We start from the raw sequence: 25,124 nt of genomic DNA, 5'->3' as shown, positions 1-25,124 counted from the left end.
AAATGCTCAAGAAAGGGTTCGCGTGAGGGTGCTATTGGTAGAAGATGATCCTATGATCGGCGAAAGTATAGAGGAAGCATTGCGTGGCGAAAATTATGCTGTGGATTGGGTGCGTGATGGCCATAGTGCTGAATTGGCGTTCAGCACCCAAAGTTACGATCTGATGTTGCTGGATTTGGGATTACCAAAAAAAAATGGACTTGATGTGCTACATCATTACCGCAAGCAAGGTGGCGATATTCCCGTGCTGGTTATTACTGCACGTGATGCAAAAGCAAGCAGGATTGAAGGTCTTGATGCTGGCGCAGATGATTATCTGATCAAACCATTTGACATAGATGAACTCATGGCGCGCATACGCGCAGTCTTGCGTCGTCATCGCGGACATATTCACTCCATCATAACGCACGCCGGTGTCACCATGAATCTAGCTACCCATGAGGTCACATTGGACGGACTGATCGTGCATCTTTCGGCGCGTGAGTTTTCTGTATTGCGCGCATTGCTGGATTCAGGTAGTAATGTCGTTTCAAAAATGCAACTGGAAGACAAGATTTATGGTTGGGGTGACGAAGTCGAGAGTAACGCTATTGACGTATATATCCATCATCTCCGCAAGAAACTGGGCGCAGACTTCATAAAAAATGTCAGAGGCGTAGGGTACAAACTGACCGCTGAAAAATGAAAACTATACGAACCCAATTAATGCTGGGCTTGCTTGCCGGAGCTTTGCTTTGTACTCTGCTCGCTGGTTTTGCCATTTATCATTTGGCAGACAATGAATCAAATGAACAATCTGATCGACAACTGAAGCAAATAGCCGCAGCCTTGCCTTTGCAGTTAGTGGCAAACCAGTTATTGCCTGCGACCGAAGATCTGGATGACCAGATTGCCGTTCAGGTATGGGATCAGGATGGTCGTAAAATCTATTTTTCCCAAGCAAATATGGGTATGCCGTTTCAAAAGGGGAAAGGGTATCAAAGTGTGTCTTTCGCAGGCGAAACCTTACGGATTTACACTGAAACCAAGTCTGATCGTTTGGTTCAGATTTCGCAACCGGTTTCAGTGCGGCATAAATTTGCAGTGCATATGGCGTTGCGTATTTTGTCGCCTTTAGTAATATTGCTTCTAGCCTTGATTGTTTTAATTTATTTCGTCGTTGGTAGAACTTTGGCCCCACTGGATAAAGTAGCCGCTGCGGTAGCCATACGCTCACCCAATGCATTGCAGGCGATTGACTTGTCGGGCTTACCGGAAGATTTATTACCAATAGTGGCCGCTTTGAACCGGCTGCTTGTCCAGATCGAAACAGCAATGTCCGCGCAACGCATTTTTGTTGCAGATGCCGCCCATGAATTGAGATCCCCTTTGACTGCGCTCAAATTGCAATTGCAATTGGCTGAGCGTTCTTCGACGGATGAATTGCGTACAGCTGCATTTGCAAAATTACATGACAGATTGGATCGTTCCAGCCACCTGGTTCATCAATTGTTAACCCTGGCTCGACACGAACCTGATCAGGCTAAGCGCGCATTTTCTATGTGCGAACTTCATCTGCTGGCCCAGCAATCAGTGATTGACCATTCGACCTATGCAGACAGTAAATCGATTGATCTGGGATTGTCCAGCGATTCGATATCGGTACAGATACTGGGAAATGCAGATGGCTTAAGTGTCATGCTTAGCAATCTGGTTGACAATGCCTTACGCTATACCCAACAGGATGGAAAAGTGGACGTATTTTCCGGTATCGAAAATGGATGGCCAGTATTGCGCGTCAGCGACAATGGCCCAGGAATTCCTGAAGATGAACGTGAGAGAGTGTTTGACCGATTTTATCGTCCTGACGGAAATGCCGACTGGGGTTGCGGCCTGGGTATGTCTATCGTAAAGAATGTCGTTGATTTGCACACGGCAGAAATTCAGTTGAGCAGCAACCAGCTCTCCGGTGGACTGGTGGTTACCGTGCGCTTCACCAGTGACGCAGTTATTCATCCTGCGCCTAGACATAAAGCTGTTCAGGTAAAACAGGATTGACGAAATAAATATGATCCCGCTGCGTCATGGAATTAAGTTCTAAATATTCGCCAGGAAATGCTTGTAGTCTTCAGGATAAGTTATGTTAAAAAGAAAAAGACAATTATTATTTGCTATTGCTGCGGGAGTTATTCTTCTCGCGATCATCGGTCAGCATTATATGTGGGGAAAGACCGCCGGGAAAACAAGCACTCAAAAGCCACTACCGATAGTGACAGTCGCTATCACTCAACGGGTTGACCTGCCTATCGAGTTTTCTGCGCAGGGACATCTGGTTACATTGAATCAGGTCGATGTACGTCCACAGATTACAGGCATCATCCGCAGTGTTAATTTTCACGAAGGTGACCAGGTGCGGGCGGGGCAGCTCTTGTTTACGCTGGATGCCAGCGATGCGAACGCACAACTTAATCGCTATGACGCGCAAGCTGCACAAATAAGAGCATTGTTGGTGGATGCTCAGCGTGACTATATGCGTTCCAGGGAATTGGTCAAGTCTGGCTTTATGTCTGACAGCACGTTGACTAGTGCAAAGAGTAAAGTTGAAGCACTGCAGGCACAATTGGCTGCTGCAAGCGCTGAGAAGGATAGTGCAAAAATACAGGCCGGTTATACACGCATCACGGCACCGGTATCTGGCTTGGCCGGAGGTGTCAGTATCCATCCCGGTAGCCTGGCACAGACTTCCTCGGCTACCCCACTGGTGACACTGGTGCAGATGGACCCCATTGCAATGGAATTCAACCTTCCTGAGCAAGCGCTTCAGGCGATCCTGATTGCGCGTGAACAGGGTAAGGTCGGTGCAACTCTGGAAACGCAGGATCAGCAGAAGGTCGAAGGTTATGTCAGTTTTGTGAACAATAGTGTGAGCCCGGATACTGGCACGATCAACTTGAAAGCCAGTTTTGCCAATACCTCACACCGGCTCTGGCCAGGTGGTTTCGCCCGGGTTACCGTGCGTGCTGGCGTCAGCAAAGCTGCGGTGGTCTTACCGCCACAAGCAGTGCTGGAAGGACCTGCCGGGCGGTTTGTTTACCTGCTTGATGAGAATGACAAGGTGAGAATAAAGTCCGTGAATTTATTACGCCTGCAAGATAGAAAGGCCGTACTTGAAGGTTTGTCAGGCGGTGAAAGAGTGGTACTCGAAGGCGGTCAAAATTTGTCTGACGGCGCTGTAGTGGTGGTAGATAAAGCAAAGCTTCCACCTGAAGATGAAACAGGCAGTAAGACGGTCAATCTGCCAGTCAATAATGTAGCTGGTAAGTCACAATGAATAGCTACGAATTTTTTATTGAACGTCCGATTGCTACCATGTTGCTGTGGTTAAGCATTATTGTGGCTGGTGCAGCGTGTTGGTTGAAATTACCGATTGCTGCTTTACCAAATTACGATACGCCGACTATACAGGTTGGTGCCCGGTTGTCCGGAGCTAGCCCTGAAACCATGTCAACTTCGGTGGCGACGCCACTTGAAAAACAATTTTCAGCAATCCCTGGGCTGCTGGCAACAACGTCAACAAGTATACAGGGTGAGACGCAAATCACGCTGGAATTTGATCCCAGCAGACCAATTGATGCGGCCGCCGGTGATGTACAGGCAGCATTATTTCGGGCAAGTCGTTCGCTGCCTGCAGAAATGACTACGCCACCATCGTACCGCAAAGTTAATCCGGCAGACGCGCCCGTATTATTGATAGGCTTAAGTTCACCGTCAATGAAATTGACTGACCTGAATGGCTTTTCAGATAACCTGATTGTGCCCGCACTTTCAACGTTAAACGGCGTGGCGCAGGTTAACGTTACCGGACAAAAACGCTATGCCGTCCGGGTAGAAATCCAACCAGACAGGTTGGCGGCTGTGAATCTGACGTTGCCGGAAGTAACAACCGCACTTAAAGCGGCAAACTCAAATGCGCCAACGGGGCAATTTGACGGCAAGCGCCAAATGATGATGCTGAACGTACCGGGCGGCTTGATGAAAGCAGCTGATTTTGCCAATGTCATTATCGCCAGCCGACACGGACAAACAATTCGATTACGTGATGTGGCAGAAGTTCAGGATAGTATAGAGAATACCCAGAATACCAGCGCAATCAATGGCATCAACTCCATCCTGTTGACAATACAGCGGCAGCCTGGTGCCAACACCGTGGCAACTGTGGACGCTATCAAAAATATGCTGCCCATCCTGCAAGCGCAATTGCCGGCATCTGTCAAAGTATCGCTACTTTCGGATCGGTCGATTTCCATCCGCAACGCCGTGCATGATGTAAATCTGACGATGTTGCTGACCATCGCGCTGGTTGTTATGGTGATTTTGTTGTTTTTGCGCCGCCTGGCTGCAACATTGATACCGTCGATCAGTCTACCTATCTCACTGTTAGCCACGTTTGGACTCATGTATGCACTTGGATTGAGTCTCGATAACATTTCGCTCATGGGCCTTACCATTGCAGTCGGTCTGGTCGTTGACGATGCCATCGTCGTCCTGGAAAACATCATGCGCCATATCGAAGATGGCATGACGCCAGCATTGGCCGCGAGACAAGGAGTACGCGAAGTAGGCTTCACAGTAATTTCCATTTCAGTTTCACTGATTGCGGTATTCATCCCTATCTTTTTTATGCCGGGAGTGACCGGTTTGTTGTTTCATGAATTTGCGGTTGTTGTATCGCTCTCCATTGTCGTTTCTGCGGCAATTGCGTTAACGCTGATCCCTTTAATGGTACCCATGTTGATCAAAACCGGTCAGCGTCATGATCAGGTACCTGGTTGGAGTCGCACTTTTGAAACCATCTTTGACTGCACTCTTGCCGCTTACGGGCGTGGGCTGGAATGGGCTCTTGCGCATCGTGCAATAGTTTTACTTGGTGGTTTATCGACCGTCATATTGACTGGTGTGCTGTATATCGTCGCGCCAAAAGGATTTTTCCCGCAAGAAGACATAGGTCAAATTTCAGTCAATGTCGATACGCCGCAAGATATGGCGTATGACGCACGCTTGCTAATCAACCTGCAACTTGAAACTATACTGTTGCATGACGCTTCCATCAGTGATGTCGTGTCAAAAGTCGATCATGATACAACTGCTTTTACCGTCACACTGAAGGAAAAAGGCAGCAGACCACCCATGACAGAGGTATTGACACAACTACGTAAAAAAACCGGATTCTTGCCTGGTATTAAAGTGTTTTTCAGTCCGGTACAAAACCTGCGCATTGGGGGGCGAGGATCGAAAAGCAGCTTCCAATACACACTGGAATCAGTCAGTCCAGGAGAGTTGGATGTCTGGGCGGACAAGTTGATTGCTGCCTTAAAGAAATCGGACGTGTTTGTCGGCTTGGCATCTGATGCACAAAAAGATGGCTTACAGGCCAAATTGCTGATCGACCGTGACAAGGCATCGCTGCTAGGTGTAGACATGAGTGTCATCAAGAATACTTTGTACACGGCATTCGGGACGCAGCAAGTTTCAACTATTTATGCCCCGGAAGATAGTTATCAGGTCATTATGGAAATGGCGCTTGAAAACCGCCGTGATGAAACCAGCCTGCAACAAGTGTATGTCAGAAGTAACACGGGAACGCTTATACCTATTAGTGCATTGATGCGTGTTGAGCGTGCAAAAGGGACTATGGCAATCAATCATCAGGGCCAGTTGCCAGCGGTCACCGTTACCTTTGACCTGGCACCAGGTAAGTCATTGTCCGACGCTGCCATAGCGATTGATGCCGCTCGTCAGGAAATACGGCTTCCCACATTTGTGTTTGGTGCATTTGCCGGACAGGCTGCCTTGTTTCAACAGGCACAAAGCACGCAGTTATGGCTGATTTTAATTGCTGTGGCTGTCATCTACGTCGTATTGGGTATGCTGTATGAAAGCTGGATTCATCCTGTGACGATATTGCTGGGGATACCTTCCGCAGCCGTAGGGGCGCTTCTCGCTTTGCGTATTACTGGCCTGGAACTAACGTTTATTGCCATGATAGGTATCTTGCTACTCATCGGTGTCGTCAAGAAAAACGCCATCATGATGATCGATTTTGCTCTTGATGCGCAACGGACATCAGGAATGACACCAAGCGACGCAATTCGTCAGGCATGCCTGTTGCGTTTTCGGCCAATCATGATGACTACATTTTGTGCCATCATGGGAGCGCTTCCGATTGCACTTGGTTTGGGGGCGGGAGCAGAATTGCGTCAACCTCTGGGGGTATCAATTGTTGGTGGCTTACTATTTTCTCAATTGATTACCTTGTTCATCACGCCAGTGCTTTATGTCTGTTTTGACCGCGCAACGCATACATCTTAGAACCTGTTTGCGATCTGTAGCGATCTGTAGCAAGCATCAGCGGGGTCAGGGCAACATTCAGGGTAAAAAGCGCAGCGCAAAAAAGCGGAATTGTATCTGGGCCTTGCGCATTTTGAGCAGCGCATGGGCCCCGCGTGGACTCCGCGTGGACTCCGATTGCGCACGCGCTTAAGATCGTAAACAGGTTCTAAAGCAGAGGACCGGGCGGTAGTTGCTACCAATACCGGGTCCGAATACTTTGACGAAAGCGATGACGGGTTGATAGAAGTCATCGTCCCTTTGTCAGAAGGCGCTCTTGATGACGCCACCGTCGACCCGCAACGCTGCACCGGTGGTCGCCGACGCCAATGGACTTGCCACGTAGGCCACCAGCGAAGCCACTTCCTGCGGCGTCCCGAAGCGTTTGATTAACGACGTCGGGCGCACCTGATCGAAAAACTCCGCCTCGATCTGCTCGAAGCTCTTGTCGCTCGCGCGCGCCATGCCTTCGACGAAGTCGCCAACGCCGCGCGATTTCGTCGGACCAGGCAGTACGCTGTTGACTGTAATGCCGGTGCCGGCTACTGATTCCGCCAGCCCGCGCGAAACAGCGAGTTGCGCGGTCTTGGTCATGCCGTAGTGGATCATCTCGGTGGGGATCTGGACCGCGCTTTCACTTGAGATGAAGATGATACGCCCCCAATTCGTCCGTTTCATCTCCGGCAGCACCAGCCGCGCAAGGCGCACGCCGCTCAGGACATTGACGTCAAAAAAACGTTGCCAATCTTCATCGGGGATATTTTCGAAAGCCTTGGGTTCAAAGATGCCGAGGTTGTTGACCAGAATGCTGATACCCGCATGTCGTCGAATTAGCTCCTTTGCAGCCTCGGATTGACTAAGGTCTGCGACATAGCCGTGGACCGTACCGTGCGTCTCCGCGCGCATGCGCTCCACCGCCTCATCGACCCCGGCCTGGGTCCTGCCGTTGACGATAACACTGGCACCCTCCCGGGCCAGCGTAGATGCGATCGCGTAGCCGATGCCGGCCGTGCTCCCGCTTACCAGTGCCAGTTTGCCATTCAGTTGTAAGTCCATGTCGATGCTCCTTGGTTGCGCGCGGAAAATCCCGCGAGGATGGGTACAAATTGGTGCTCGCCGGTAGCCGCGCGGCGATCTTATTTAGCGTGGATGAACGTTAGCACGGCCTGAATAGTAGCGTCGGGCGCTTCTTCCATCAGCCAGTGGCCGGCGCTGGGAATCACTTTTTCGGCGACGTTGGTGGCGGCGTTGCGCATGACGGCCGCTTCGTTGGCGCCGAACGATTTTTCGCCGCCGATCGCCAGTACCGGCATGTTCAGTTTGATCTTCACGGATTCGGCGTTGTCATCGACGTCCTTGCGGATCGACTGGAACTGGTTGAAGGCAGCCTTCATGGCACCGGGCGCGGCGTAGAGTTTTGCGTAGTGCGCGCGGGTGCTTTCGTCGATCTTGCCCGGGTCGCCGGCGAAGTCGTTCCAGAAGCGGTCCAGGTAGATGCGTTCGCGGCCCTGGACCAGGCGCAAGGCATCCTTGCCGCCGAGATCGAAGTGCCACAAAGCGGGCAAACGGACGATTTGTTCCCATGGCGGAATGCCCGGCACCGGCGCATCCATCACCACCAGCTTGGTGGTCTGGTCGCGATAGCGCGCAGCGTAGGCATAGGCCACCATGGTGCCGATATCGTGGCCGATGATGACGGCCTTACCGACACCCAGCTTGTCCAGCACGGCGCGGAGATCACCGGCCTGGGTCTTTTTTTCATAGCCGGTTTCGGGTCTGGAAGATAAACCCAGTCCGCGGAGATCCGGCACGATCACCTGGTGGTCCTTGGCCAGCGCAATCGCCAGCGGCGTCCACATGTCGCCGGTGTCGCCAAAGCCATGCAGCAGCACTACCGCCGGCCCGCTGCCGCCCACGCGCACATGGATGGTGACCTCTGGTGTCTTGATGTTTTCGATTTTAAAAGTGGATGGATAGGGCAGGGGCGCCGCCCACGCCGGGGTAAGCTGAAGGGCGGCGGTTAGTGCGACTGCGTGGGCAAGGTTGATGCGCATGATGTTCTCCTGTGGTTGAAGGCACAGTATAGCCAGGCAATCAGGCTCAACATACACACTATCGGGTAGGTATATTCGATACAATTTTCCGCATGGTAGTTGCATAATAGAATTAATTTGGAATTAATTACTAGTTGACACAATGAAGAGTCTATTGCTTGGCTATTGCCACGCTGCTGTGGCTTGCTGCGTGGTGTTTTACTGCGGCGCTTTGCCGGCGGTTGGCCGGTCGCAGGGCGTTGCAACACCAGCGATCAATTTGCATCACACCAGATGGAGCGCGCGCGACGGTGCACCGGAATCGATCTTGTCGATCACGCAGACCATCGACGGCTGGCTGTGGCTGGGCGGACCGGGCGGATTGTATCGGTTCGATGGCATGCAGTTTGAACAGTTTGCGCCTGTTAATGCGGCGTTGCTGACCCAAAACGTCAGCTTGGTAAATGCGGTGGCCGACGGCGGACTATGGATTGGCTATCGCACTGGCGGGGCCAGTTTTTTGCAGCACGGGCTGATACGCAGTTACGGTGAGCAGGACGGCCTGCCCAATCGCGCCGTGTGGGGCTTGGAGCAGGATGGCAGTGGCCGCATGTGGGCTGCCACTGCGCTGGGCTTGTTCTACATGGAACGCGACCGCTGGCAGAAACCAGCCAGTTCATGGGGCCTGGATGGCGGTCGATATAAAACACTGATGCGCGACCGGCGTGGCGTCCTGTGGGCGCAGGGCGATGCCGGCGTGTATTCCCTCAAGCCGGGCGAGACACGGTTTGCCAAGGCAGGGGTCGACAGAGGGACCGGCGTACTTTTCGAGCTCCCCAATGGCAATGTGGTCAGTTGGGATGCGCGGCATGCGCGGCTCAATCTGCTGACGGGACCCAGGCAGAATACGGCGTATCGGCAGTGGGGCACCATAGGCGATCCCGGTAGTCTGTTGATCGACCGCCACGGAGATCTCTGGGTAGGTTTGCTGGAGGGGATCGAGCTTCATACTGCGCAGGGAATCGCCCGCGCGACGCCGCGGCAGGGCTTGAGCGGGCGCGCCGTGGGCGCGATCTTCGAAGATCAAGAGGGAAATATCTGGGCGTCAACGTCAAGCGGGATCGATCGGTTTCGTCACAAACGGCTGACCAAGCTGGAGGTTCCTGAAGCGGCCATAGGTGGCGGGATCATCGCCGATGATAGCGCCGGCGCCTGGATCGGCAGCTATCATGTGGTCGTCAACGAGACCGGCCAGGTGACAGCCACGCCGCTCCGGAAGCCAGGTGGCAGCGGATGGGATCGCAATCTGACCAGTTTTGCCCGCACCAGCGATGGTGCGCTATGGGGCGCTTCGTACGGAAGCTTGCGGCGTTTCCAGGGCGCGGGCAGTCGGTCGATTGCCTTGCCTGCCGCCATCAGCGGGGTGCAGGTGCAGGCGCTGCTGGCGGACAAGGATGACAGCTTGCTGGTAGCGTTGCTGCGGTATGGCCTGTATCGCCGCAGGCCGCAGGGAACATGGGAAAAAACAGGGGTCGAGGGTGAAGTCAATGTGATGGCCCGCTCGGACGCCACCGGACTCTGGCTTGGTTATTATCCCGGCCTGGTGGTCCATGCGCAAGGCGCGGCGTGGCGCAGCTACGGTTTGGCCGAAGGCTTGGCGCTGGGTACCGTGATGGCGCTGCATCTGCACGGTCAGCACGTATGGGTTGGCGGCGAAAAAGGTTTGGCATTGTTTGGGACAGACCATTTTCACCAGCTCAGCGGCGTCAATGGTGAAACGTTTCACGGCATTTCCGGCATCGTCGAACTGCAGAATGGCGATCTCTGGCTGAACGCCTTCGCTGGTCTGTTCCGCATTCCGGGTAAGGAAATCGCCCAATTCGAACGGCAGCGCGATTATCATGTGCAGTACGAGCGACTGGACCAACTGGATGGACTAGAGGGCAGTGCTCCCTACATTGCGCCTACTCCGTCGATGGTGCTGGCGTCCGATTCGCGTCTGTGGATAGCCCGATCCACCGGCATTTTTCTTCTGAATCCTGGCGAGCCGTTGCCACCTGCGCCCAAGCGGCCCGTCATCATCAAGACACTGGGACCGCCCGGCGACGGCAGACCGCTGCAGTTGCCTATTCGTTTCGCGCCGGGCAGTTCCGTGTTGCAGTTCGATTACACCAGCCTGGCGTTATCGATCCCGGAACGCCTGCGCTTCCGATACCGCCTGCAGGAAGTTGATGCGGCGTGGCAGGATGCAGGTGGACGCCGCAACGCCTACTATAGCAATCTCGCGCCTGGTAATTACCACTTCAGCGTCACCGCGACAGACTACAACGGCAAGTGGTCCGACACCGTCACGACCGTGGACTTTGTGATCGCGCCTAGAGCGACGCAGACCTGGTGGTTCAAGGCGCTGTGTGTACTCAGTTTGCTCACGGTCGCCCACATCGCTTATCGATGGCATATCAGGCGTCTGGGCAGGCAGATGGCCGGCCGGCTACAGGAGCGGGTCAGCGAGAGAGAGCGGATTGCCAGAGAGTTGCACGACACGCTGCTGCAATCGGTGCAAGGACTAGTGCTGCATGTGCATGCCGCGCTGCTGAAATTGCCGGCGAGAGATACGGCGCGGCTGCAGATCGAAACCGCATTGCAGCAGGCCGACGAGGTGCTCGACGAGGGGCGCGAGCGGATACGCGAACTGCGCGGCGAAGACGCCGGGAAGCTGAGTTTTGCGGATGCAGTGCTGGCTGCGGCTGCGCGCCTGCAGCATGGCGATGCCGGCCCGGTTCGTTTGACTATTTCCGAATCCGCCCGCCAGCTCAATGCGACGATCTATGAGGACGCTTTGGCGATTGTCACCGAGGCGCTAGCAAATGCCTATGCCCATGCCAGGGCGACCAGGATAGAAGCTGAACTCCACTACGGCAAGCGGGAATTCCGCTGTATTCTGCGCGACGACGGCGCCGGCATTCCTGCCGCCGTTCTCAACGACGGGGGCCGCCAGAACCATTGGGGTATGTGCGGGATGTATGAACGCGCAGCCAGGATCAAGGCCAAATTGGTGGTGCACAGCTGTGAAGGCGGCGGCACAGTGTGGCAGCTGGAAGTTCCGGCCGCACTGGCATATACCCGATAGGGTGATGCGCGACGGTGCTGCCGGTGATACGCTCTTGCAAAAACACAGGAGCATAGTCATGGAGAGTGGCCTGATTCGCGTCATGATCGCGGACGATCATCCCTTGATGCGCAGCGGGATCATCGCGGTGCTGTCGTCCAATCCGAAATTCTCGGTGGTGGCCGAAGCGGAGGATGGCGACTCCGCCATCGAACTGTATCAACGGTGGCGTCCGGATGTCACCCTGATGGATATCCAGATGCCCGGATTGAACGGCATCGAGGTCACCAGTGCAATACGTCGTATCGACCCCGGGGCCCGCATCATCATCCTGACCACGTTCGGCGGCGATGTACAGGTAGCGCGCGGGCTGAGCGCCGGCGCGATTGGCTACGTCCTGAAAAATCTGGCCCGCAATGCCTTGATCGACTACATCGTTGCCGCGCATGCTGGCCGGCGGCTGTTGCCGCCACCAGTCGCGGCCAGCCTGGTGAACAGTTTTCAACTGGATACGTTAAGTAAGCGCGAGATCGAGGTGCTGCGTCTGGTAGGTAACGGCAACTCGAATCAGCGCGTGGCCGACCACTTGGGCTTGAGTGAAGACACCATCAAGGCCCACATGAAAACCATTATGCAAAAGCTTGATGCACGTGATCGTACCCATGCTGTGACGATTGCCATGCGGCGTGGTTATTGGGAAAACTGAGAACCGTTCAACATCCTCTATGAGGTGAAAAAAAACTAATTTATGGCGGAGCGACCGGCACAGTATGCCATGTCTATACTGATTTTTTGTCATTCAATGAAAGGAAGGTATCGCGATGAACACATTATGCAGATTGTTGTTGAGTTTACTCCTTGCAGTCAGCTCTGCGCATGCGGCGCCGCTGGTCATACAGTCGGCCAGCAAGCTCAGTTTCGGCGATGCGAATACGCTGTTTGTGGCTGACTGGAAGGGCGCGCGCATTTTTGCGCTACCGGTGCCAGCACCTGTCAGGCCTGCTGGCAAACCGTTCAATCTGATGGATGTGCAGACGCCGATCGCCAAAGCGCTCGGGGTGGCACCGACGGCGCTGCGCTTTGAGGACCTGGCCGTGCAGCGGGACAGCGAACTGGCGTACGTGGCGCTGACCGTACGCGGCGGCAAGGGGCCGGGCAAACCCGCCATCGTCAGTATCGATGCGACGGGCAAAGTCAGGCGGCTGGATCTGGCCAGGACTTCTGGTTCGGCTCCAATTACCGATGTGCCGACGGCCGATGTCACCTTCTGGCGCGACCTGCCGGAACAGACACTGACCGTGACCGACATGCACTACTACCAGAACAAGCTGTATGTGGCCGGGCTGTCGAACCGCAGCTTCGCTTCAACGCTACGGGTGTACGACTATCCATTCAGCGGCAAGGCCAGTGCCACCACAATCGAGATGTACCATCCGGTGCACAACCAGATCGAAACCCGCGCGCCCATTCGCAGCATGACGGTGATGACCATCGGCGGTGAACCGACGCTGGTGGCTGCCTATACCTGCACGCCGCTGGTCGCTATTCAACTCAAGGATTTAAAGGACGGTGCGCATATCGCCGCCAGGACGATTGGGGAACTGGGCTGGGGCAGCGCACCTAACGGTTTGGTGAGTTTCAAGGTGGGCGATGCAGAATATGCCTTGCTGATCAATTCCAGCCGTTCAGCTGACTTACTGAGCGCCGCCGATCTTGCCAGTGCCGTCGCTGCGCCTGGCCTGAGTACGCCGATCGAATGGCCGGCCAAGCCCTATCTCGGCGTCAAGGCGACCATGACGCCGCTGTCGGCGGTGATGCGGATCGATAACCTGAATCCGCAATTGCTGCTGGCGCTACGCCGCTCGGAAGCCGGCGGCGAGATGCAGTTGGTGTCGATCCCCAAAGGCGGCTACCTGCGTCTGAGTGACTTCGTCAACGAGTACGATTTCCCCGACTACCGCTACCCGGATGGAGATAAATTCCGTGACTTCCACAAATATGCGCGCACCCTCGAGGGCTATCCTGAACTGGCTCGCTAGCGCGGCGCTGCTGGCCGTGGCGCCGGGGCTGGCACTGGCCGGGGTTGGCCTGACGCCTTCCGGGCCGACGGTGGCAGAAAATCTGTTGCGAATCGAACTGCACCTCGATCGGCCACTGGCAGCACCGCTGGATATGGCCCATGTGGCGCTGTTCGACAGCACCGGCACGCCTATCCGCGACGCCTTTCTCGACCTGCCGCTGCCCGACCAGAGCGGCAGGAACGTGACACTGTTGTTGCATCCGGGACGCATCAAGCGCGGGGTCGGGCCCAATCTCGCGCTGGGGCCCGCCTTACGAAGCGGCCAGTCCGTGACGCTGCGCGTCGACGATCCGCAACTCGACAGGCCACTGGAACAGCGCTGGCTGGTAACGGTGCCACTGCGCCAGCGCATCGATCCACAGCAATGGGCGGTGCAAACAGTCCGGCGTGGAAGCTTGCAGCCTTTGCGCGTCATCGTCCCCGCCGCGCTGGACGGCGCTGCTGCAGCACAGATTGCGGTGCAAGACCCGGAGGGGCGGCGTATGTCTGGCAGCGCCACGCTCGCGGCGGGCGAGCGGGAATGGCGTTTCACGCCGGCACGGATTTGGCGTCCTGGGACTTACCTGTTGCGCATTCATCCACAGCTGGAAGACCCGCAGGGGAATCGTTTGTGTTCGGCGTTTGAACAGGCGGAGCAGAGCGCTCAACTGTGCAAGGATGAGGGACAGGTAGCCTTTGTAATTGATTGAACCTGGCGCTGGTATGGCGGTCGGCCTGCGATAAGCCGGCATCATTCGGCGTTTGTAATGCACAATGACGCAATTCGTGAGGCATGCCAGTTGCGTTTTCGTCCAATTGGCGCACACGGTTCCTGTGGCGCTTACATGGTGCGTAAATGTATTGCATAATGATTGCCATTGGCAACAGGTTTATGCTGAACCAACCGTATCAAGGAGCAAGCTGGTGGAACCGAAAAATGTGCAAGCTGCAGCTGTGACAACTGGCCTTGTCGGCGACATCCGCGTTTTGATCGGCGAAGCGCGGGCCGGACTGGCCGCCACGGTCAATTCGGCCTTGACCATGCTCTACTGGCGCATTGGCCGTCGCATACGCGCCGAGGTGCTCCAAGGAGAGCGGGCTGGTTACGGCGAACAGATCGTCGCTTCGCTGGCGCATCAATTAGAAATCGATCATGGACGCGGTTTCGGCGCCAAGAACCTGCGCCACATGCTGCGCTTTGGCGAGGTGTTCGAGGCCGAGGAGATTGTCTACGCACTGAGTAGACAATTGAGCTGGACTCATTTGCGCAGCCTGATCTACATTGACGATCCTCTCAAGCGGGAGTTTTATCTGGAGATGTGCCGCAGCGAAGGCTGGAGCACCCGCACCTTGCAGGGACGCCTCGATTCCATGCTGTTCGAGCGCACCGCGCTCTCGCGCAAGCCCGACGAATTGCTGACCAGCGAACTGGCGATCCTGCGCGATCAAGGGGTACTCGGTCCGAACCTCGTGCTGAAGGATCCCTACGTGCTGGACTTCCTGGGGTTGCGCGATCGCTACCTTGAAAAAGATCTAGAAGACGCCATCCTGCGCGAATTGGAAAATTTCCTGTTGGAGCTGGGGGCCGGCTTCAGCTTTGTCGCTCGCCAAAAACGGCTGCAAATCGACAACAACGATTTTTACATTGACCTGCTGTTTTACAACCGCCGCTTGCGGCGCCTGGTCGCCATCGAACTGAAGCTCGGCGAGTTCAAGGCGGTCGACAAGGGTCAGATGGAGCTCTACCTGCGGTGGCTGGCCAAACATGAACAAGAGCCGGGCGAAGCGCCGCCGCTGGGCATTATCCTTTGCACAGGCAAGAACCGTGAACAGATAGAACTGCTGGAACTGGACCAAAGCGGCATTCACGTCGCCGAGTACCTGACCGGCTTGCCGTCCCGGCAATTGCTAGAGCAAAAGCTGCATGAGGCGGTGGCGCTGTCGAGGGCGCGGCTGGAGAATCGGTCCAGTCCGGATCTGCTCGATCCGACCATAACCGAAGTCAAGTAAGAAAGGGCTGGCTCATGCGAATCGGTTATGCCCGCGTCTCCACCCATGACCAGGAAAACACCGCACAGATCGCGGCGTTGAACGCAGCGGGATGCGGACGGATATTTGAAGAGAAGGCGTCGGCTGGCCGCTGGGATCGTCCAGAACTGAGCCGCCTGCTCGATCAGTTGCGCAAGGATGATGTGCTGGTGGTCTGGAAGCTCGACCGCCTGTCACGCTCGCTCAAGGACGTGCTCACCCTCATGGAGACGGTGGAAAAAACCGGCGCCGGATTCCTCAGCCTGACCGAAGCCGTCGACACCACCTCGCCGGCCGGGCGCATGATGATGCAGATCGTGGGGTCGTTCGCCGAATTCGAACGCGCCATGCTACGCGAGCGCACCCGTAGCGGCCTGTTGGCCGCCCGCGGAGAAGGCCGCATCGGCGGCCGCCGCCCAAAGCTCACGCCACGTCAACAAACTGAAATTGTTCACCTAGTCGATTCCGGTCAAAAAACAGCCGCAGATTCCGCACGGCTGTTCAATGTCCATCCGTCCACGGTGGCACGACTATTGGCCCGCAGCAAGCTAATTAAATAGCAGGCTGTTGGCGCGGGGGAAATGTTTAGCTGTAACGTTTCGCGTTTCTGCAAATCACCTTTGCGGGGGAGGAAAGTTCGCTGTCTTGCTCAAGGCAGGCGCCTGCCAGGCAGTTCGCGCCCGCCCTGGAGCAGGACCAGGCCGACCGTCTTGCCGTTGGCATCGCGTTCAATGCGAAGCTGCGCATCGACTGCAGTGGCAAAAAAGATCGATTCCGAGAGCGGGAAAACTTGAACTGGCGCTTGACCAGTCGCTGTCGCGAGATACCTGTCACCGGCCATGCTCAGCTCCAGCACAAAGCCGGGCCCCAGTTCGTATCTGCCAATGTAGCGCTCGAAGATGCCGGGGGTGAGGCGAATCGCCTGCATTTCCGGGAACGGACTGTCGATGGCCAGCGCCGCGATCCGGTTTGCTATCATGTCTGTCGAGGGCAGGCCTGATTCGCTATTAGCCAGGACGGCGACGTAGACTTTGTCGTCCGGCAGCCGCAGGACGAAGGCCGAAAAGCCATTGATGCCGCCGCCATGGGCGGCGCTGGGATGGCCCTTCAACGTGCCCATGCCCCAGCCATAACCATATCCGGCCGAACTGCCATCGCGCAGCAGGTAAGGCGTGAACGCTCGCCGCCACATTGCCGGCCTGAGCAGCTTGCCCGATGTAATCGCCTCATCCCACCGCGCCAGGTCGTCGACGGTCGACACTAGGGCGCCGGCCGCAAAGGGCTGGGACATGCTTAACGGCGGTGCTGGAACAAACGATTCTCCCGGACGGCGGTAGCCGCGTGCCAGCCCTGGCGGTTGGCGCGCATCACCCTCATACGCCGTGCGCCGCATGTCGAGCGGTTCGAAGATCTGCTTCGACAGGAATTCCGCGTAGCGCATGCCCGAGACCTTTTCGATGATCGCACCGAGCAGGAAATAGCCGGAATTGCTGTAGGCAAAGCGCTCTGCCGGTGCGAAATGCGCGGGGCTGTCCTTGAACGTGGCGACCACCTGTGCGACGGTCAGTTCATCGGCCATGCCCGCTGCATACCCAGGCCGGTCGGTATAGCTGCTAATGCCTGAAGTATGGGTGAGCAGATGTTCGATGGTGATGACGTGTCCCTTGTCCGGAAAATCCGGCAGATACTTTCTGAAGTCGTCGCTAAGGGATAGCTTGCCTTGCTCTGCGAGCAGCAGGATTGCGGCCGCGGTGAATTGCTTGGTGACCGAGCCGAGCCGCATGGGCGTTTCGGGATCGAGAGCGCGCTGCGTCCGCAGATCGGCCATGCCATAGGCCTTGCGAAAGACGGTCTTGCCGTTCTTGGTGACGATGATTGTCGCGCCCGGTTGGTCAGGCTTGAACAATGGCACCACAAAGGCGTCGATGCGGGCGCCCAAATCGGCCGTGGCGCCGGCCGCGGCACAGCTCAATGTGAGCCAAGCCACCAAAATGAAACGCAGGTAGGTATGCATGAGGATTCTCCTGGAGTCGGATCAGGACCTACCGGTTTCGGGCGCATCGTACCAGATGCCATATTTATCCCCCTGCCATTTCAACAGGTGAAATAGGTAGGCCGTCGCTAGCATAATCAGCCCCCCGGCCAGTGCGGCCTCGCTCCTAAAACCGAACAGGCAAAACAGGAAGCCGCTCACATGGGAAACGATTTCGATCCTGAGGGCCGTGCTACGGCTTGGGCGGACATTGAGGAAGTTCAGAAGGAACCAGCACTTGAGCCAAAGTGGCAGGTACTTCCAGTTGTGCGAATGTTTGTCGATCACGAATTTCTCCTGGGTCAAGGTTGAGATATCAACTTCGAGCGTCGCAGCAAGACATTTTAGAGACTCGACACTCGCCTTGTGACCGCTCTCGATCCGTTGAATGGTTCGGACATTTAAGCCGGCCATTTGAGCTAATTGCTCTTGGGATAAATTGCGGCTAAGGCGTATCTGCTTGAGAATCATTCATGTACTCCGATGCTTGTGAACCTTGAGTATTCAGGTAATTCGTATTGTCGGTGACGAAATTTACCCGACTTTTAACCGACAGCCGGGTTTTCCCATTGGCGGAGCTATGTTCCAGTGGCGTCGAAGAGAATCGATCCGCATTGGGCTGTAGAAAGCGATGTCGTAATTTTTTGCCGGACTCGGATACGCAAAGTATTTCGAATTCGCGCCAACAACAAAAGTGCCACCCGGATGTGGCGCTTTTGTCATGTTTTTGGTGGCCCGGCGACGACAAGCCAGCCTGATTACGTTTGGCGCTAAAACCGGAAGATCGACGAAGGACAATTTCGGACGCTACGGACGCGTGAAAATTCATAACGTACTATTTTTTCCGTTTCCCCTGTTCACCCCAATCATGATGACTACACTTTGTGCCATCATGGGAGTGTTTCCGATTGCGCTTGGTTGGGGGCAGAGCGGAAATGCCTCAACCCCCTGGGGCTATCAATTCAACCCTTCTGATGTCAGTCCTGAAGCTATGCTGTGGCGATGGCAAATGAAGCCTCAAGCAGATCAACGGATAATGTAAGGATTCAGCACTTCCTCATCCACCCTGGGTGTTTGACCACGCAATACAGAATTGCCGCTGTACAGGGTGCGCTGGTCTATCCTGGCTGGCTGGCACCAGTGTGCTTCCTGCATTTCCTGGTTCAGACCATAGACGGCGAGGGCGTTGGCATACACAACCTGATGGATAACGTCAGCTGAAATGCCGCGGCTGGCCATCAGGCGGGCTGATTTGGGAACGGCCAGTGGGTCAGACACGCCCCAGTCACAGGCAGAGTTGACGATGATGCGTTCAGGGCCATACTGGTTGACGATGTCGGCCAGCCTTTCATTGCCCATCTTGGTGGATGGATAGATGGTGAAGGCGCACCAGTAGCCACGGTCCAGCACTTCTTGCACGGTTTCTTCGTTATTGTGATCAATGACGCAGCGTGCCGGATCAAAGCCACATTCTTCCAGCACATCCATGGTCCGCGTGGTGCCACGTTTTTTATCCCGATGTGGCGTGTGTATCATGATGGGCAATTCAAATTCTATCGCCATGGCGATTTGTGCGCGCAGGGCTTTGTCTTCGAGTTCGGTCTGTTCATCGTAACCAATTTCTCCCAGTGCCACGACACCTTCCTTGCCCAGATAACGTGGCATAATATCCAGCACGGCTTCGGCCAGGGCCGGGTTGTTGGCTTCCTTGGGGTTAAGGCCTATCGCGCAATAATGGCGTATGCCGAATTGCCCGGCACGGAAACGTTCGAAACCGGTGATGGTGGAAAAGTAATCGATAAAACTGCCAACATTGGTACGCAACTGCCCCAGCCAGAAGGCTGGTTCGATGACGGCGACGATACCGGCTTTGGCCATGGCTTCGTAGTCATCGGTAGTGCGCGCGATCATATGGGCATGTGGGTCTATCATCATGCCATTGCCACCGCTGGCCAGTTGACGAAAGGCTGCCTGTCCCTGTTGTAATTGACCGGCCTGCGCCAGCAGGTTTTGCAGCATTTGCGGTGTGATGGTGCCGTTGCAGCAGGGGCAGGTCACTGTGCGGTCAGAAAACATTTCATCCACGATGCTGCTGTCAGCGACGAAATTTCCCGGGGATTTGTCTGGGTATGTGCCGTTGTTGTTCATTTGCCTGCTCCTTGTACTTTACTGATTTTCTTCAAACATGATGTCCAGGGCGATACCCTTGATATCTTCCGCGTGGACTTTATCCTTGCCATCTGGCAATGGGCGATCAAGTATCAGCAAAGGGCCATCGGCAGCATCATCTACCGGCCTGCCATGCGAACCCTGTACCAGGCTGGCATCCAGGCCTATGACATTCATCAAACTGCGAAAACCCAGCATGCGCTTGCCCAGACGCCAGGCCACCGCCAGTTTGGGGAAGCGGATATTGGCATCGACAAATAACTCTGCCGGGTCATAGCCGGGCTTGCGATGGATTTCCACCGTGCGTGCAAAGTCCGGGGCCAGTGCATCATCCTGCCAATAATAGTAAGTAAACCAGGAACGCTGGTCGGCCATCACCACCAGTTCGCCCGAACGCGGATGATCAAGCGCTATCTCTGCCCGTTCACTACCGGCCCAGATGCCTTCTACACCGGCGACACTGCTTAACAGCTTGCGCACTGGGGCGATCAATTCCGGGCGCGCAATATACACATGGGCAAACTGATGATCAGCCACGGCATAGGCGCTGGAAGCAATGGGGTCCAGCAATTCGGCACCATCTTCTTCACGTACAACCAAATAACCGGCTTCGCGCAAGATGCGATTCAGGTGGACAGGCCGGTCAACCGCAGTAATGCCATATTCTGACAAGACCATGACGCGGCGGCCAGCCTGTTGCGCATGGGCGATCAGGTCTCCGGCCACTTCATCGATATCACGCAGGGATTGTTGTACTGCCGGGTTACTCAGGTCTGGACCATGCCTTTGCAAGTCATAGTCAAGATGCGGCAGGTAGACCATGGTCAGCGTAGGATCTTTTTCACTGATCGCCAGCTTGGCGGCGTCAGCAATCCAGCGGCTCGATTTGATGGTGGTAGCCGGCCCCCAGAACTGGAACAGCGGGAAGGCACCGAGCTTGCTGGTCAGTTCATCCCGCCAGCCAGGGGGGGTCGTATAACAGTCGGGCAGCTTGCGGCCATCTGCCTTGTATATGGGCCGAGGGGTAATGCCATAGTCATGGCTGGACGCCATGTTGTACCACCAGAACAGATTCGCGCAGGTGAATTTGGGATCGCGTGCCTTACCGGCTTCCCAGATTTTTTCGCCAGTCACCAGTTTGTTGGATTGCCGCCAAAACCAGATTTCTGCCAGGTCACGAAACAGCCAGCCATTACCGACGATGCCGTGTTGCTGAGGCGGCAAGCCTGTCATCAGCGTCGCCTGCACTGTGCAGGTAACCGCCGGGGTCACTGTTTGCAGCGGCTGCATCTTGCCGCTGGTAACAAAGGCAGACAGGCGCGGGGTTAGTTCGCCCAGCAGTCTGGGTGTCAGTCCAACGATATTCAACATCAACAAGCTTTGCATGCGTCTGGCCTTGCGTATTCATACTGCGATGAAGTTGGGAAATGCAGCCAATTCTGGCCATGGCAAAGGGAATCAGGGCTCAGACACTGCAGATGCATTGTTTCCTTATTATTAATTTAATTGTCACTTTGTGCAATAACTTATTAGCGGAAAATCTTTCTTGAAGATAAATGTTGTGTAAAAAAGATATTTCTTGAAAGATGCCCAAAAGCTATTGCTTATTTTGCACCAATATTTCAATATTGGTAATTATGTTTTCTATAATATGTAGGCGCAAGTTTTAAGTAGATTGGTGCTGATCCTGAACCCTCAGCCGTGACGTCCGCTGTTTTTTAGTGTGTCGATGCAAGCCCATGTGTTTCTAAATTTGCAAATGAATGCATATCAGTTTTATAATCATTTCCAGCATGAGGCGAGAAAAATGCGTAAGCACGACAGAAAACTGGAAATGGTGATCCATGGAGAGGAATTATCGTGAAATTGGCTGAACTGAACAGGCTACCCGAGCTGGATGTGACCGCACCGACCGCCTTGCGCGGTGCCTGGCAACAGCAACATGTGCGCGTCGATTATTCCTTCCCTGTGGTATCCACCCGCGATGCCTTTGATATTGCCAACCCTGATTTTCGTGCCGTGCTGAGCTTGCGCGAGCCCCAGCGGCGTCATCGTCTTGCCGTCTTCCTGGATGAAGGCGTGGCCAGAGCCATGCCTGGTTTGGTCGAGCAGATACTTGCCTACCTGCGTTTTCACCATGAAGCAATCGAGTTGATTGGCGACATCTTCATGATGCCAGGCGGTGAAGCCTGCAAGAATGATCCGGCGCTGGTGGAAAAACTGCTGCAGGCCTTGTCCGAACGGGCGATAGACAGGCATTCATACTCCGTCGCCATCGGTGGCGGTGCCGTGCTGGATGCGGTGGGTTATGCCTCTGCCATTTTCCATCGTGGTGTGCGGCATATACGCTTCCCCACCACGGTGCTGGCGCAGGATGATAGTGGCGTCGGCGTTAAAAACGCCGTCAACTGGCAAGGGCAAAAGAATCTGATCGGTACCTTTGCACCACCATGGGCTGTCATCAACGATGCGCGTTTTATCGACATCTTGCCCGTGCGTGAAAAACGCGCAGGGCTGGCAGAAGCCGTCAAGGTGGCGCTGATACGCGACCACGCATTTTTCCTGATGATGGAAAAGCAGTTGCCTGCATTGGCTGCGTTTGACAGCCATATCCTCAATACCGTGATTGCACGTTCAGCCAGCCTGCACATGCACCAGATTGCGCATGGCGGCGATCCGTTTGAAAGTGGTTCTGCCAGACCGCTTGATTATGGACATTGGGTCGCGCACAAACTCGAACGCCTGACTGCGCACGCGCTATCTCACGGCGAAGCGGTTGCCATCGGCTTGGCGCTGGATGCCCGTTATTCCTGTCTGGCAGGTTTACTGCCGACAGGTGAAGATGCGCGCATATACAATTTGCTGACGCGATTAGGTTTTGACTTGTGGCATCCGCAATTGCTGGCACAGGATGCACAAGGCGAATTACTGGTACTGCAAGGTTTGAAAGAATTCCGTGAACACCTGGGAGGAGAATTGACCATTACCCTGCTGGCTGCCATAGGCAGCGGTGTGGAAGTGCATGAGCTGGATGCGGTACAGGTACGGGCCGCGATAGACTGGCTGCACAATCTGCATGCTGATTCAGCAGCCGATTCAGTATCTGATTTGCAGCCTGTCGGGCTACCTGAAGGCAAAGGCTGATATGCAATTATCCCTGCCACTGCAAAACCTGCATTTGACTTACTGCACGAATATCCATGCGGGTGAAAGCTGGGATGAAGTGGTATCCAGTCTGGATGAAACCATTCCTGTGCTAAGAAAAAAACTGGAGCTCAGTGATGGCCAGGCTTTTGGTATAGGCTTGCGCCTGTCTGCACAGGCGGCGGACAGTCTCATCGTTCCAGCAAAGCTGGATGAATTTAAAGCGCAACTGACACGCCTGGGCGCCTACGTTTTTACCATCAATGCCTTTCCATATGGGCCTTTTCATACGGTCAGGGTGAAAGAACAAGTTTATCTGCCCGACTGGCGCGATGATGAGCGCTTGCGTTATACCAGGCAATGCGCGCATATCCTGGCAGCGCTTTTACCGGATGGTATGGGCGGTAGTATTTCCACCGTCCCCGGTGCCTACAAAACTGAAGCACAAACAGCAGATGCACAGAATCAAATTGTCGGGCAACTGATAGCCGCAGTGGCCATGCTGGCGCAACTGGAGCAAGACACCGGCAAATACATCGCCCTGGCGTTGGAACCTGAGCCTTGCTGTTTTTTGGAAACCCTGGCCGAAACCACCGCTTTTTTTAGCCAACAATTGTGGGCTACAGACAGCATGGCCAGGCTGGCAGATTTATGTGGCAGTAGAGAAGCGGAAGCCAGCCATCTCATGCGTCGGCATCTGGGTGTCTGCTATGACGTTTGCCATGCCGCTGTTGAATTTGAAGACCCGGTGAACGCGTTGCGGACCTTGACCGCCCTGGGCATACGCATACCCAAGATACAGTTGTCTTGCGCCTTGCGCATTCCAGCCATGCAGGCCGATATGCTGGCTGAATTGCAGCGTTTTGATGACGGCGTGTATCTGCATCAGGTTGTCGTCCGAAATCAGCATGGCTTGCAGCGCTATACCGACCTGCCTGCTGCCTTTGCGGCTTATCAGGCGGGCCAGGCAGATGCTGAATGGCGTATTCATTGCCATGTACCGATATTCTGGGATGGCAATGGCCAACTGGGTTCAACCCGTGCAGAATTGCTGGCGACCTTACAAGCCTTGCGCAAACAAGGTTTTTCAAATCACCTGGAAGTGGAAACCTATACCTGGGATGTCTTGCCCGCCCATTTGAAAAATGAATCCAAGGCCCATGCCATTGCGCGTGAACTGGGCTTTATCATGAAAGAACTGCTGACATGAATACGATAGTGATGAACAACAGTCGCATGGGCATTTATTTGCGCCTGGGCAGGGTATCCAACCTGCCTACGGTATGGACCAATGTGCTGGCCGGGGCGATTGTCGCCAGCAGCATTACCGGTCGCTCTTTGTCCACCCTGCATACGGTGTTGGTGATGCTGGCGATCTCGGCTTTTTATTGCGCCGGTATGTATCTGAACGATGCCTTTGACAGGGAAATCGATGCCCGTGAAAGACCGGGACGGCCCATACCTTCGGGCCAAATCAGTGCCCGTGCGGTATTTGCCATCGGCTTTATATTGCAGCTTGCCGGCATCGCCATACTCAGTTATTACGGCACCTGGGCCATCGTCTGTGGCTGCGCGCTGGCCGCCACCATCTTGCTGTATAACGTCTGGCACAAGGGGAATCCCCTTAGCCCGCTGATTATGGGCTTGTGCCGCGCACTTGTTTATTTTGCTGCGGCTGCCAGCGCCATGGTCATCACCGGCGATATGGCGGATGAAAACCTGTTCCAAACCGGCAGCATCCCGCCTTTGACCAATACCGTGCTGGTGAATACCACAGTTGTGCTGGCAGCACTGGCCATCTGGGCACACGTGGTTGGCCTGACTTATGCTGCAAAGCAGGAAAGCCTGAATCGCCTTGGCAGCCTGTGGCCCTTGCTGATTCTGGCCTTGCCTGTGTTGTTGTATGGCAGCCGTTCGGTCACCAGTTGGGGTGAGGGTGGCTTGCCCTTGCTGATGTTGCTGGCGCTGATTGTTGCCGACATCATTGCCGTGCGCTTGTTGATCACTCGCCATATCGCCGGTGCCGTACCCAGGGCGGTAGCGCAATTGATCGCCGCAACATCCTTGCTGGATGCCCTGGTGATCGCAATAGCCGGTGGTGGCGTTGCTGCCGTGGCTTTTTGCCTGGGCGCCTTTGTCATGACCAGGGTTTTGCAACGCGTGATACCCGGAACCTGAAGCCCG

20 protein-coding genes are annotated in these 25,124 nt (G+C 55.1%); 14 read left to right on the top strand and 6 right to left on the bottom strand.

The window, feature by feature from the left end; translation table 11 throughout:
- Window positions 1-22 precede the first annotated feature (22 nt).
- The 4 genes from ACO0LM_RS01320 to ACO0LM_RS01305 all read left to right on the top strand — a co-directional run bounded on the left by ACO0LM_RS01320 (window position 23) and on the right by ACO0LM_RS01305 (window position 6,348).
- Window positions 23-685 (top strand): response regulator, encoded by a 663-nt coding sequence (locus ACO0LM_RS01320; protein WP_423033579.1) that lies wholly within the window; start codon window positions 23-25, stop codon window positions 683-685.
- A complete protein-coding gene (locus tag ACO0LM_RS01315; protein WP_423033577.1) occupies window positions 682-2,037 on the top strand; it encodes an ATP-binding protein in 1,356 nt (451 codons plus the stop codon). The genes ACO0LM_RS01320 and ACO0LM_RS01315 overlap by 4 nt, the downstream gene beginning before the upstream one ends.
- 82 nt (window positions 2,038-2,119) lie before the next feature.
- On the top strand, window positions 2,120-3,310 hold the full coding sequence (locus ACO0LM_RS01310; RefSeq protein ID WP_423033575.1) for an efflux RND transporter periplasmic adaptor subunit: 1,191 nt from the start codon (window positions 2,120-2,122) through the stop codon (window positions 3,308-3,310).
- A complete protein-coding gene (locus ACO0LM_RS01305; RefSeq protein ID WP_423033573.1) occupies window positions 3,307-6,348 on the top strand; it encodes an efflux RND transporter permease subunit in 3,042 nt (1,013 codons plus the stop codon). The genes ACO0LM_RS01310 and ACO0LM_RS01305 overlap by 4 nt, the downstream gene beginning before the upstream one ends.
- Window positions 6,349-6,630: 282 nt before the next feature.
- Here ACO0LM_RS01305 and ACO0LM_RS01300 read toward each other — a convergent pair whose 3' ends face one another.
- Together ACO0LM_RS01300 and ACO0LM_RS01295 are read right to left on the bottom strand one after the other, a co-directional pair.
- Window positions 6,631-7,422 (bottom strand): SDR family NAD(P)-dependent oxidoreductase, encoded by a 792-nt coding sequence (locus ACO0LM_RS01300; protein WP_423033571.1) that lies wholly within the window; start codon window positions 7,420-7,422, stop codon window positions 6,631-6,633.
- Between the two features lie 80 nt (window positions 7,423-7,502).
- The gene (locus ACO0LM_RS01295; RefSeq protein ID WP_423033569.1) at window positions 7,503-8,420 is read right to left on the bottom strand and encodes an alpha/beta fold hydrolase; all 918 of its coding nucleotides are present in this window, start codon (window positions 8,418-8,420) and stop codon (window positions 7,503-7,505) included.
- Between the two features lie 142 nt (window positions 8,421-8,562).
- Here ACO0LM_RS01295 and ACO0LM_RS01290 point away from each other — a divergent pair, with 142 nt between their 5' ends.
- The 6 genes from ACO0LM_RS01290 to ACO0LM_RS01265 all read left to right on the top strand — a co-directional run bounded on the left by ACO0LM_RS01290 (window position 8,563) and on the right by ACO0LM_RS01265 (window position 16,155).
- Window positions 8,563-11,529 (top strand): sensor histidine kinase, encoded by a 2,967-nt coding sequence (locus tag ACO0LM_RS01290; protein WP_423033567.1) that lies wholly within the window; start codon window positions 8,563-8,565, stop codon window positions 11,527-11,529.
- A gap of 4 nt (window positions 11,530-11,533) precedes the next feature.
- On the top strand, window positions 11,534-12,214 hold the full coding sequence (locus ACO0LM_RS01285) for a response regulator transcription factor (protein ID WP_423033979.1): 681 nt from the start codon (window positions 11,534-11,536) through the stop codon (window positions 12,212-12,214).
- A gap of 115 nt (window positions 12,215-12,329) precedes the next feature.
- Window positions 12,330-13,547, top strand: a complete 1,218-nt coding sequence (locus ACO0LM_RS01280; RefSeq protein WP_423033565.1) for a hypothetical protein — start codon at window positions 12,330-12,332, stop codon at window positions 13,545-13,547.
- A complete protein-coding gene (locus ACO0LM_RS01275; protein ID WP_423033563.1) occupies window positions 13,492-14,277 on the top strand; it encodes a hypothetical protein in 786 nt (261 codons plus the stop codon). The genes ACO0LM_RS01280 and ACO0LM_RS01275 overlap by 56 nt, the downstream gene beginning before the upstream one ends.
- A gap of 214 nt (window positions 14,278-14,491) precedes the next feature.
- Window positions 14,492-15,577, top strand: a complete 1,086-nt coding sequence (locus ACO0LM_RS01270) for a PDDEXK nuclease domain-containing protein (RefSeq protein WP_423033561.1) — start codon at window positions 14,492-14,494, stop codon at window positions 15,575-15,577.
- Between the two features lie 14 nt (window positions 15,578-15,591).
- Entirely contained in the window at window positions 15,592-16,155 is a 564-nt protein-coding gene (locus ACO0LM_RS01265) for a recombinase family protein (RefSeq protein WP_423033559.1), read from the top strand.
- 89 nt (window positions 16,156-16,244) lie between these two features.
- Here ACO0LM_RS01265 and ACO0LM_RS01260 read toward each other — a convergent pair whose 3' ends face one another.
- The gene (locus ACO0LM_RS01260; RefSeq protein ID WP_423033557.1) at window positions 16,245-17,609 is read right to left on the bottom strand and encodes a serine hydrolase; all 1,365 of its coding nucleotides are present in this window, start codon (window positions 17,607-17,609) and stop codon (window positions 16,245-16,247) included.
- Window positions 17,610-17,630: 21 nt separating this feature from the next.
- Entirely contained in the window at window positions 17,631-18,098 is a 468-nt protein-coding gene (locus tag ACO0LM_RS01255; protein WP_423033555.1) for a helix-turn-helix domain-containing protein, read from the bottom strand.
- Window positions 18,099-18,348: 250 nt separating this feature from the next.
- On the opposite strand from ACO0LM_RS01255, the gene ACO0LM_RS01250 reads away from it, so the two are divergent.
- Window positions 18,349-18,669 (top strand): hypothetical protein, encoded by a 321-nt coding sequence (locus ACO0LM_RS01250; protein WP_423033553.1) that lies wholly within the window; start codon window positions 18,349-18,351, stop codon window positions 18,667-18,669.
- On the opposite strand, the gene ACO0LM_RS01245 is transcribed toward ACO0LM_RS01250, so the two are convergent.
- A complete protein-coding gene (locus ACO0LM_RS01245) occupies window positions 18,654-19,775 on the bottom strand; it encodes a TatD family hydrolase (protein WP_423033551.1) in 1,122 nt (373 codons plus the stop codon). The two genes, ACO0LM_RS01250 and ACO0LM_RS01245, sit on opposite strands and share 16 nt — an antisense overlap.
- 18 nt (window positions 19,776-19,793) lie before the next feature.
- Window positions 19,794-21,182 (bottom strand): nucleotide pyrophosphatase/phosphodiesterase family protein, encoded by a 1,389-nt coding sequence (locus tag ACO0LM_RS01240; protein ID WP_423033549.1) that lies wholly within the window; start codon window positions 21,180-21,182, stop codon window positions 19,794-19,796.
- Between the two features lie 474 nt (window positions 21,183-21,656).
- On the opposite strand from ACO0LM_RS01240, the gene ACO0LM_RS01235 reads away from it, so the two are divergent.
- From ACO0LM_RS01235 to ACO0LM_RS01225, 3 genes are read left to right on the top strand one after another with little or no spacing between them, the layout of a single operon-like run.
- On the top strand, window positions 21,657-22,940 hold the full coding sequence (locus tag ACO0LM_RS01235) for a 3-dehydroquinate synthase (RefSeq protein ID WP_423033547.1): 1,284 nt from the start codon (window positions 21,657-21,659) through the stop codon (window positions 22,938-22,940).
- Window positions 22,873-24,150 carry a metabolite traffic protein EboE gene (eboE, locus tag ACO0LM_RS01230; protein ID WP_423033545.1) on the top strand — a complete coding sequence of 426 codons (1,278 nt, stop codon included), beginning with the start codon at window positions 22,873-22,875 and terminating at the stop codon, window positions 24,148-24,150. Before ACO0LM_RS01235 ends, eboE begins: the two co-directional genes overlap by 68 nt.
- On the top strand, window positions 24,147-25,118 hold the full coding sequence (locus ACO0LM_RS01225; protein ID WP_423033543.1) for a UbiA family prenyltransferase: 972 nt from the start codon (window positions 24,147-24,149) through the stop codon (window positions 25,116-25,118). Before eboE ends, ACO0LM_RS01225 begins: the two co-directional genes overlap by 4 nt.
- Window positions 25,119-25,124: the final 6 nt, after the last annotated feature.

Source organism: Undibacterium sp. Di26W, assembly GCF_049340265.1.
In the GTDB taxonomy this organism is placed as follows: domain Bacteria; phylum Pseudomonadota; class Gammaproteobacteria; order Burkholderiales; family Burkholderiaceae_D; genus Undibacterium.
The sequence above is the reverse complement of the archived record's forward strand: the minus strand, read 5'-3'. Positions and strand labels throughout refer to the sequence as shown.